Source organism: Devosia sp., from assembly GCF_041917035.1.
In the GTDB taxonomy this organism is placed as follows: Bacteria; Pseudomonadota; Alphaproteobacteria; order Rhizobiales; family Devosiaceae; genus Devosia_A.
This window is the reverse complement of sequence record NZ_JAYRYM010000158.1, coordinates 1-9,186: the sequence shown is the minus strand read 5'-3', so window position 1 is coordinate 9,186 and position 9,186 is coordinate 1. Positions and strand designations below refer to the sequence as shown.

The window sequence follows — 9,186 nt, the reverse complement described above, 5'->3', positions numbered from 1 at the left end:
GGTCGAGGAGGCCGACAGGATCGTTCTGCACGGGCTGGGACGCGAGGGCCTGCAGGTGCGGGGGTTCTGCATGCGGCTGTTCCACATGGGGCTGAACGTCTCGATGGTGGGCGACATGACGACGCCGCATCTGGGGCCAGGCGACCTGTTCGTCGTCTCGTCGGGGCCGGGCGCCCTGGCAACGGCGGGCGAGCTGATGAAGATCGCCCGCGGGGCCGGGGCGGCCGTGCTGCTGATCACGGCACAGCCGGAGGCGGCGCTCAGGCGCCATGCCGACCACCTGCTGGTGATCCCGGCGCAGACCATGGCGGACGACCGCGGCGCGACGGCGAGCCGCATCCTGCCGATGGGCTCGGCCTTCGAGGGCGCCCTGTTCCTCGTCTTCGAGGTGATGGTGGCCAAGCTCAAGGAGATGACCGGCATCACCGCCGAGGACATGCGGGCGCGGCACACCAACATGGAGTGAGGCGGGTCGCGCCTTTGCCGGCCCTCGCTTGCGCTCGGGCGTTCGGCGCTCAAATCGGTGCACCGGACCGATTTGACCCTCGCGGGTCGCGCCTCGGCCGGCCCTCGCTTGCGCTCGGGCGTTCGGCGCTCAAATCGGTCCACCGGACCGATTTGACCCTCGCGGGTCGCGCCTCACCCCTTCACCGACCCCGCGGTGAGGCCCTTGATGATGAAGCGCTCGAGCAGCACGCCGACGATGACCAGCGGGGCGATGGCGGCGGCCGAGAGGGCGGCCATGCTCCACCAGTTGATGCCCTGCGAGCCGGTCTGGCTGGCCACCATCACCGGCAGCGTCTTGGCGTCCGCGCCGGTGAGCAGGGCGGCAAAGAAATACTCGTTCCAGCACAGGATCAGCGAGAGGATGAAGGCGGCGACCATGCCGGGGAGCGCCATCGGCACAATGATGCGGAAGAAGGTGCCCCACGGGCCGAGACCATCCACCTGCGCCGCTTCGTCGAGTTCGATCGGAATGGTGTCGAACTGGTCCTTCATGATCCAGATGACGATGGGGAGGACGGTCAGGGTGTAGAGCAGGATCAGCCCGACGGTGGAGTCGAGCAGCGCCAGCTCGCGATAGAGCACGAGGAAGGGCAGTGCCAGCACCACGGGGGGCAGGATGAGCTGGGAGAGGAAGAAAAAGCTCAGGTCCTGGTTCTTCATCCAGAGGAACCGGTACTGGAAGCGGCTCAACCCGTAGGCGGCCAGCGCACCGATCAGGACCGCGAGAGTCGACGCACCGACGGCGGTGATGATCGAGTTGAGGAACCGGTCGAGGAATTCCTCGCGCACGGTCGAGACGTTGAAGATCGTGTCGGGAGACAGGCCGAGCGACCGCCAGCCGAGCCAGTTGGGCTGGTAGTCGACCCACGGGATCAGCCGGCCAAGCTGCACGTCCTTGGCCACCTTCATCGAGGTGGTTATGGTCCAGTAGACCGGAAACAGCGAGACGAAGGCCCAGAAGGTCAGCGCCACATAGATGCCGGTCCGCCCGAGGAGGCGCCGCATGCGGCGTCCGCCGCTGCCGCCCTGGCTACGCGTGAGCGCCGTGTCCGTCGCCATGCCCGTCGCCTCGCCCGCCATCACGTCATCCTCCGCATGTGCCTGGACAGCAGGTTGAGCAGGGTGGTGATGAACACGACGATGATGACCAGATAGAACATGGCGAGCATGGTGCCGTAACCGACATTGGAGCGGTCCCGGTACTCCCGGTAGATGAAGCTCGAGACGCTGTCGGTCGCGCCGCCGGGGCCGCCGGAGGTGACGGTGATGATGATGTCGGCGAGCTTGAGCTTGAAGATGATGCGCAGCACGATGGCCGTCAGGGACACCGGCAGCATCAGCGGAAAGGTGACGTTCCAGAAGCGCTGCCACGGCGTCGCGCCGTCGACGGTCGCGGCCTCCATCACCTCCTTGGGCATGGCCTGCAGGCCGGCCAGCATCAGGATCATGACGAAGGGAATGGAGACCCAGGCGTCCATGATCTCGATCCAGGCGCGCGCCACCCACGGATCGGTGAAGAAGCTCGGGTTCTGGAAGCCGATCCAGCGCGCGAAGCGGGCCACCGGCCCGAAGCGGTATTCGAGCATCGACTTGCCGACCATCCAGCTGACGGCGACGGGCGACAGCATCAGCGGGATGAGGAAGGTGACGCGCCAGAACTTGCGCGCCCGGATCTCGGCGTTGAGCAGCAGCGCGAGGCCGAAGGCGATGGCGTACTCGACGAGCACGAAGAGCACGTAGATCACCATGTTGACCATGGCGTTCCAGTAGAACGGGTCGCGCAGCAGCTGCCAGAGGTTGTCGAGGCCGTTGAACTTCTGCCCGGTCAGCGAGGCGAGGTTCCAGTCGGTGAAGGCGATCGAGAAGCCGAACAGGGTCGGAAAGATCGCCATGGCGAGGGTGAAGAGCCCGGCCGGCAGAATGAACAGGGCCCGCCACCCGGCCTGGCCGCGGGCCAGCACCTGCCCGGCGCCGAGCGCCACGGCAAAGAGCAGGAAGGCGAACAGGGTCGGGCGCCAGTCGGTGAAGCCGAGCGACAGCACGCCGGCCGAATTGAGCGCCTGTGCCAGGGCGGTGACGAGGAAGAGAAGCGAGCCGCCGACAATCAGGCCACGGCCCCAGACCCTGCGCAGCGGCGCAATTGCACGATGATCGGTGGACGCGAACGCCATCCCTGCCCCGGTCGAATTCACGTTTGAACTAAATCGGCTGGTGACGGTCTGCCACCAGCCGAGGGTTGTCAATCAGCGCCGCGCGCGGCCATTACATGCCGAGCGAGGCCTTGTAGAGCGCGATCTGGTTGTCGCGACCGATCTGATCGGTGATCTTCTCCCAGGCGGCGGCGATGGCATCGGCCGTCTCCTGCGCGGAGGCGTACTGGCCGTTGATGCCCTTGACCAGTTCGTCCTCGGCGATCGAGTAGTACTGGAAGATGCCGGGGATACGGGGCTCGATCGCGCCATTGGGATGGTTGTAGCTGTCGGCGTTGGAGCCGAGGTAATCCTCGACGAAGGCCCGGTCGTAGCCGGCCGCTTCCCATTCCTCGTACTGGAAGTGCGAGTTGCGGTAGGGCTGGAAGCCGGACGGGTAGGCGGCGGTCCACAGCGACAGGTCCTTGCCGCCGAGATGGGCGGCGGCCGACCAGGCGGCCTTGCGCTTCTTCTCGTCAGCCGAGACGCGGCTGGTCACGTAGACGCCCCAGCCCAGATAGGCGAGGTTGGGAGCGAAGTTCTCCTTCTCCTCCCAGGCGCCGGTCTTGGAGTTGTAGACCTTCTTGGCACCGGGGTTGATCGAGAAGCCGACGACATCGCCGACCACCGAGGTATCGGAGGTACGGGCGTTGGAGCCGACATCGCCCCACCAGGTGAGAGCGGCGCCGGTGCCGCCGAGGAACTGCGAGAACGCAGTGGTGTTCGGATCGGCGTTCAGCTGATCCGGCGGATAGGCATTGGCCTTGACCAGGTCCATCACGTCCTGGATGGCCTGCACCCAGGCCGGGTTGTTGACGCGCGGCTTCATGGTGTCGGGGTCGAACAGCCAGGCCGGATCGTCCGGGTGCTTGGCGTAGGCCGAGGCGCGGTCCTCGAGGAAGTAGAAGCCGAAGCCGCCCCACTGGTACTTCAGCGGATCGAGGAAGCCGTAGGCCGGGGTGCCGGTGAGCGGATCGTTCTTGCCGGCAAGGGCGATCGACATGGCATTGATGTCTTCCCAATGCGTCGGCACGTCGGCGAGGCCGGTGATCGAGCCGTCACCGAAGTAATCCTTGCGATAGGCGAAGGTGTGGCAATCGCCGTCGATGGTGATGCGGTAGGTCTTGCCCTCCCACGAGCCAACGGGCGGCTTGAGGTAGTTCACCAGGTCCTCGGCATCGATCTGGGTCTTGACCCAGTCGGGCATCTCGTCGAGCAGGCCCTTGCTGGCGGTGTCGCCCTCGAAGGGCGCGCCCATCTCGATGATGTCGAAGTCGACCGTACCGGTGGCGATCGACTGCTGCAGGCGGGCATTGTAGTCGGCCTGGGCGAGGTCGATCCAGTTGATCTTGGCGCCGGTATAGGCCTCCCACGGCTTGAGGAAGCCGCGGAACAGGAAGTTGTGCAGGTTCTGGTTGTTGAGACCCATGAAGGTCAGCTCGACGCCGGCGAACTCGCCTTCGGCGACATTGGCCTTGGTCGCCGCGAGGCAGAGCTCGCCGACCTTCTGCCAGTCGGCATCGGTGGGCGAGCCCTTGCCGACGCCGGGAATCTGCAGAATCTGGGCGCGCACGCTGTCCTGCGCGAACGCCCTGCCGGACAGCGAGCTGCCCAGCGCGGTGCCGGCAGCGAGAGCGGCAGCGCCCTTCATGAAGCTGCGGCGGTTCGCCACGAGGTGGTTGTACAGTTCGACTTTCAACTTGTCCTCCCATTGAGCGCCGCTCCTACGAGCGACGAGTAACGCGCCCGGCACAGGCGCCCGGTGGAGAGGGCCGATGGCGGCGCTTGCCGCACCGCCCGACCGGCCGGGCCTCCACAAGGCGCTCCCGTTTCCGTGCCGGAAGCTGGCGCGATGCTAGGGACGTGACATGTTAGGAGTCAACACGATCCGGTCCGACTTCCTTCGCGTTGCGACAGAAAGCCCGGTCGCCATTCATTGGTAAGTGCACAGAAGTTTTGCCGATGAATGACGGCTCCCGCTCACGCATCGGGTGGCAGGACCCCCTTCTTCAGCACGAAGCAGCCGTAGAAGCGGCGTTCCCCGGTCTGGATGACGCAGTAGGATCGCTTGGCCGCCTCGTAGAAGGCGAAGCGCTCGATCGAGCCCATGGGCCAGGAGCGTCCCTCCGCCGCGTCGATGGCGGCCTGCACCTCCGCCTGCACGGGAGGCACCTCGTCGGGCTTGCCGACGATCTCCATGCGCAACACCGGCTGAGGCACGAAGCTGTCGAGCGGCATCAGCGACAGGATGGCCTGCGCGGCCCGGCCGGCGGTGACGTTCTCCAGCTTGAGCAGCCGGCCGTAGACCGTCTGGCGGGCGATGGAATCGGCCGGAAAGTTCATGTCGGCGATGATCAGGTCATCGCCGTGCCCCATCGACTTGAGCGCGTGCAGAACATCGGCGTTGAGAATGGGATCTATCCCCTTGAGCATTGCTGCCTCCCTGTTGCAGGGATGACCTAGCATGGCCGGCGAGGGCTGGGGACCCCCGCGCGGCGAGATGCCCCGGCGAGGAGACTGGCACGACGAAGCGGGGACGACTAGCTTCCCCAAAGGAGGTCGAGATGCGTTACGAGATGATGCTGCCCCACCAGATCCGCCGGGCAATCGAGGAGAACTGGCCCGTCGTGCTGCCGCTCGGCGTGCTCGAATACCACGGCGAACACATGGCCGTGGGCATGGACACGCTGGTGGTGATCAAGGTGCTCGAACTCATCGAGCGCGAGACGGACATGGTGATCCTGCCGCCCTTCTACTACGGAGCCGCGAGCTACGCGGTGGAGCCGCCGGAAGGCAACGGCTCCATCCAGGTGGGGCAGGATGCGCTGGCGCCATTCGCGGCGGACCTGTTCCGCAGCCTGTTGCGGATCGGCTTTCGCAACATTCACTTCATCATCCACCACCAGAGCGAGAATTTCGCGGTCGGCATGCCCACCGACCTCAGCTTCAAGTTCGCGGCGCGCCAGGTGATCTTCAAGTACCTCGAAGAGACGCGCGGCGAGGGTTGGTGGGGCAACAGTGCGATGGCCGACTATTACCAGCAGCAGGCCGGTGGCGATGACCCCTTCAACTGGATCAAGGGGCACCCGCTGCTAGATGCGGAGATGATCAAATCCTACCCGTTCGACCATGCGGGGATCGGCGAAACCTCGCTGATGCTGGCGCTCTGCCCCGAGGCGGTGGAAATCGACAGACTTGACCAGTCCAGATGGTACACGCGCAGTGCTGCGGAGGCCTCGCGCGAACTCGGTCAACGCGGAGTTGAAATGATCCTTGCCCGACTCCGCACAGTATTGCAGCGCAATCCGAACAAAATATAAGTTCTTGCTCTGCAAGTAATGAAGCGCGTACGTCAACCGGCGACCCGGACCATGATTTCTTTCGTTACCTGCGTGTCACACATAACGGCCATGTCACGCTGACCTGGATTTCGCATTTGATCGCCTGACTTGGCGTGGATATGTTCAGACACGGTTCTGGCGAGTGCGTGGTGGCGCCGGACGGCCTCGGCGGACGCCGGGCCTTTCGTGTGCGGCTGGAGAAGAGAATGGCGTTCGAGGGGGCAGTTCGTGCAGCCGGGCCAAGCCGGGTCGCCGTCCTGATGACGACCCTCGACGGTGGTCGCTTCGTCGACGACCAGCTGCAATCGGTGATCGAGCAGGACTGGCCCGCCATCGACATGTGGGTGTCCGACGACGGCTCGGGCGACGATACGCCTCGGCGCCTGCAGCAATGGGCCGGCCGGTGGGGCAAGGGGACGTTCCACATCGTCACGGGACCGGGGCGGGGCTTTTCGGCGAACTATCGGCAGCTGATCGCCACGGCGGACATCGATGCCGCCTTCGTCGCCTTCTGCGACCAGGACGACGTGTGGCTCGCCGACAAGCTGCCCGCCGCGATCGCGGCGCTGCGCCAGCACGGCAATCGGCCGGCGCTCTATTGCGAGCGCACCATTCTCACCGATTCCGCGGGCCGCGATATCGGCCTGTCGCCATTGTTCCAGCGGGCCCCGGGATTTGCCAATGCGCTGGTGCAGAGCATCGGCGGCGGCAACACGATGGTGATGAATGCCGAGGCCTTTGCGCTGCTGCGGGAAGCCGCCCTTCGCACCGATTTCGTCAGCCACGACTGGTTCGCCTACCTGATCGTCAGCGGAGCCGGCGGCAAGGTGATCTACTCGGAGGTCCCGCACGTGCGCTACCGGCAGCACGACCGCAACCTCATCGGCGCCAATACCGGGTGGCGCGCGCGCTTCAACCGGCTGCGGTTCGCGCTGCATGGCCGGTTCGCCGGCTGGACGGACAGCAACCTGCAGGCGCTCGATGCCTGCCGCGACCTGCTGACACCGGACTCGGTGGCGCTGTTCGACCGGTTCAAGGACGCGCGCCGGGGCAACCCGATCGCCCGCCTGATCAAGCTGTGGCGGTCCGGCGTGCATCGGCAGACGGTCTTCGGCCAGGTATCGCTCTATGTCGCGGGCATGATGGGCAAGCTCTGATGGCCTTTCTTCGCTCGACCTTTGCGGCTACGGTCCGGCCGCAAGATGGGGTATGGACGGCATGACGATCCTGGTCACCGGCGGTGCCGGGTTCATCGGTTCGAACTTCGTCATCGACTGGCTGCGGCAGTGCGACGAACCGGTGGTGACGCTGGACGCGCTGACCTACGCGGGCAACCTCGCCAACCTGAGTGAACTGAGCGGCGATGCCCGGCACCGGTTCGTGCGCGGCTCGATCGGCGATGCCCCGCTCGTCGACCGCGTGCTTCGGCAGAACACCGTGCGGGCGGTGGTCAACTTCGCGGCCGAGAGCCATGTCGACCGGTCGATCTCGGGACCGGCGCCGTTCTTCGAGACCAACGTGATGGGGACGCTTTCCCTGCTGGAGGCGGTGCGCGCGTACCACGGAACGCTGAGCGGCGACGCCCGCGCCGAATTCCGGCTGCTGCATGTGTCGACCGACGAGGTCTACGGCACGCTGGCGCCCGACGAGGCGGCCTTTGCCGAGTCCAACCCCTACCGGCCCAACAGCCCCTATGCGGCGAGCAAGGCCGCGTCGGACCACCTGGTGCGTGCCTACCACGAGACCTATGGCCTGCCGGTGCTGGTCACCAATTGCTCGAACAATTACGGGCCGTTCCAGTTCCCCGAAAAGCTGATCCCGCTGGTGATCAACAACGCGCTGGCGGGCAAGCCGCTGCCGATCTACGGTGATGGCCGGCAGGTCCGCGACTGGCTGCACGTGGCCGACCACTGCACGGCCATCAGGCGGGTGCTCGAGGCGGCGAGCCCGGGCGCGACCTACAATATCGGCGGCGACAACCAGATGCCGAACATCGAGGTGGTGCGGATGATCTGCGCGCTGCTGGACGCCCGACACCCGCGCGGCGACGGAAAGTCCTATGCCGGGCAGATCACCTTCGTGACGGATCGCCCGGGCCACGACCGGCGCTACGCGATCGACGCGCGCCGGATCGCGGCGGAGCTCGGCTGGCGGCCGGCGGTGCGCTTCGCCGAGGGCCTGGCGGCGACCGTCGACTGGTATCTCGACAATCGAAGCTGGGTGGCCGACGTGACCAGCGGGGCCTATCGCGACTGGATCGCGAGGCAGTACGGATGAAGCTGGTCGTATTCGGCCGCGATGGCCAGGTCGGGACCGCCCTGCTGGCGGCCCTGGCGCCATTGGGCGAGGTGGTGGCCTTCGGCCGGGCCGGCGCGGACTTCGAAGAGCCGGGCGCGGCGGCGGCCCTGGTCCGGCGCGAGCGTCCATACCTGGTGGTCAACGCCGCGGCCTACACGGCGGTCGACCGGGCGGAGGTCGAACCGGATCGGGCGCGCCGGATCAACGCGGTGACGCCGGGCGAAGTGGCGCGGGCGGCGACCGAGGCCGGGGCGCGGATGATCCACTATTCCACCGACTACGTGTTCGACGGGGAGAAACCCTCGCAGTATGTCGAGACCGACGCCACGGCGCCGCTCAATGTCTACGGGACCAGCAAGCGGGACGGCGAGATCGCGGTACTCGCCGAGGGCGGGCATTTCGTGCTCCGCACCAGCTGGGTGCATGCGCCGGGCGGCAGCAATTTCATCGCCAAGATCCTGAGCCTCGCCCAGAGCCGCGACGAACTGAAGGTCATCGACGACCAGATCGGCGCCCCGACCAGCGCACGCCTGATCGCCGAAACCACCGCCACGCTGATCAGGAGGCTGGCGGGCAATCGTCCGCCGGCGGGCGGCATCTATCACCTGACGGCAGCGGGCGAGACGAGCTGGAACGGCTATGCGCGATTCATCATCGCCGCGGCGGCCGCTGCCGGCGTGGCGTTGCGGGCGCGCCCCGAGACCGTGCTGCCGGTCCCCTCTTCCGCCTTCCCCACCCCGGCGCGGCGGCCGCACAACTCGCGGCTTTCGACCGGCAAGCTGCGCGACGCGCTCGGCATCGACCTGCCCGACTGGCGCGACGACGTCGCCAGCACGCTCAAGACCCTGTTG

At 66.5% G+C, this 9,186-nt stretch carries 9 protein-coding genes; 5 read left to right on the top strand and 4 right to left on the bottom strand.

Annotated features, from left to right (window positions below; translation table 11 throughout):
* Positions 1 to 466 (top strand): SIS domain-containing protein (locus ACE3TU_RS15225; RefSeq protein ID WP_374625656.1); only part of this gene is annotated, 466 nt, incomplete at its 5' end.
* A gap of 173 nt (positions 467 to 639) precedes the next feature.
* On the opposite strand, the gene ACE3TU_RS15220 is transcribed toward ACE3TU_RS15225, so the two are convergent.
* The 4 genes from ACE3TU_RS15220 to ACE3TU_RS15205 form a co-directional block, all read right to left on the bottom strand.
* Positions 640 to 1,512: a carbohydrate ABC transporter permease gene (locus ACE3TU_RS15220; protein ID WP_374625658.1), complete on the bottom strand. Its 873-nt coding sequence runs from the start codon at positions 1,510 to 1,512 to the stop codon at positions 640 to 642.
* 74 nt (positions 1,513 to 1,586) lie between these two features.
* Complete coding sequence (locus ACE3TU_RS15215) at positions 1,587 to 2,678, bottom strand: carbohydrate ABC transporter permease (RefSeq protein WP_374625654.1); 1,092 nt, start codon at positions 2,676 to 2,678, stop codon at positions 1,587 to 1,589.
* A gap of 91 nt (positions 2,679 to 2,769) precedes the next feature.
* Positions 2,770 to 4,395, bottom strand: coding sequence for an ABC transporter substrate-binding protein (locus ACE3TU_RS15210; protein WP_374625652.1), 1,626 nt, complete (start codon positions 4,393 to 4,395; stop codon positions 2,770 to 2,772).
* Between the two features lie 281 nt (positions 4,396 to 4,676).
* Entirely contained in the window at positions 4,677 to 5,129 is a 453-nt protein-coding gene (locus tag ACE3TU_RS15205) for an RbsD/FucU family protein (protein ID WP_374625650.1), read from the bottom strand.
* A 131-nt stretch (positions 5,130 to 5,260) separates the two neighbouring features.
* Between ACE3TU_RS15205 and ACE3TU_RS15200 the strand changes: the two genes are divergently transcribed.
* From ACE3TU_RS15200 to rfbD, 4 genes are all read left to right on the top strand, one after another.
* A complete protein-coding gene (locus tag ACE3TU_RS15200) occupies positions 5,261 to 6,016 on the top strand; it encodes a creatininase family protein (RefSeq protein ID WP_374625648.1) in 756 nt (251 codons plus the stop codon).
* Positions 6,017 to 6,297: 281 nt separating this feature from the next.
* On the top strand, positions 6,298 to 7,194 hold the full coding sequence (locus tag ACE3TU_RS15195) for a glycosyltransferase (RefSeq protein ID WP_374625646.1): 897 nt from the start codon (positions 6,298 to 6,300) through the stop codon (positions 7,192 to 7,194).
* A gap of 61 nt (positions 7,195 to 7,255) precedes the next feature.
* A complete protein-coding gene (gene rfbB / locus ACE3TU_RS15190; RefSeq protein WP_374625644.1) occupies positions 7,256 to 8,314 on the top strand; it encodes a dTDP-glucose 4,6-dehydratase in 1,059 nt (352 codons plus the stop codon).
* A partial coding sequence (gene rfbD / locus ACE3TU_RS15185; protein WP_374625642.1) for a dTDP-4-dehydrorhamnose reductase occupies positions 8,311 to 9,186 on the top strand: 876 nt, incomplete at its 3' end. The genes rfbB and rfbD, both read left to right, overlap by 4 nt.

Bases quoted from the DNA above. Each gene is read 5' to 3' on its own strand.
- ACE3TU_RS15220 (WP_374625658.1), bottom strand. From the start codon at position 1,512: ATGCGGCGCCTCCTCGGGCGGACCGGCATCTATGTGGCGCTGACCTTC.
- ACE3TU_RS15215 (WP_374625654.1), bottom strand. From the start codon at position 2,678: ATGGCGTTCGCGTCCACCGATCATCGTGCAATTGCGCCGCTGCGCAGG.
- ACE3TU_RS15205 (WP_374625650.1), bottom strand. From the start codon at position 5,129: ATGCTCAAGGGGATAGATCCCATTCTCAACGCCGATGTTCTGCACGCG.
- ACE3TU_RS15200 (WP_374625648.1), top strand. From the start codon at position 5,261: ATGCGTTACGAGATGATGCTGCCCCACCAGATCCGCCGGGCAATCGAG.
- ACE3TU_RS15195 (WP_374625646.1), top strand. From the start codon at position 6,298: ATGACGACCCTCGACGGTGGTCGCTTCGTCGACGACCAGCTGCAATCG.
- rfbB (WP_374625644.1), top strand. From the start codon at position 7,256: ATGACGATCCTGGTCACCGGCGGTGCCGGGTTCATCGGTTCGAACTTC.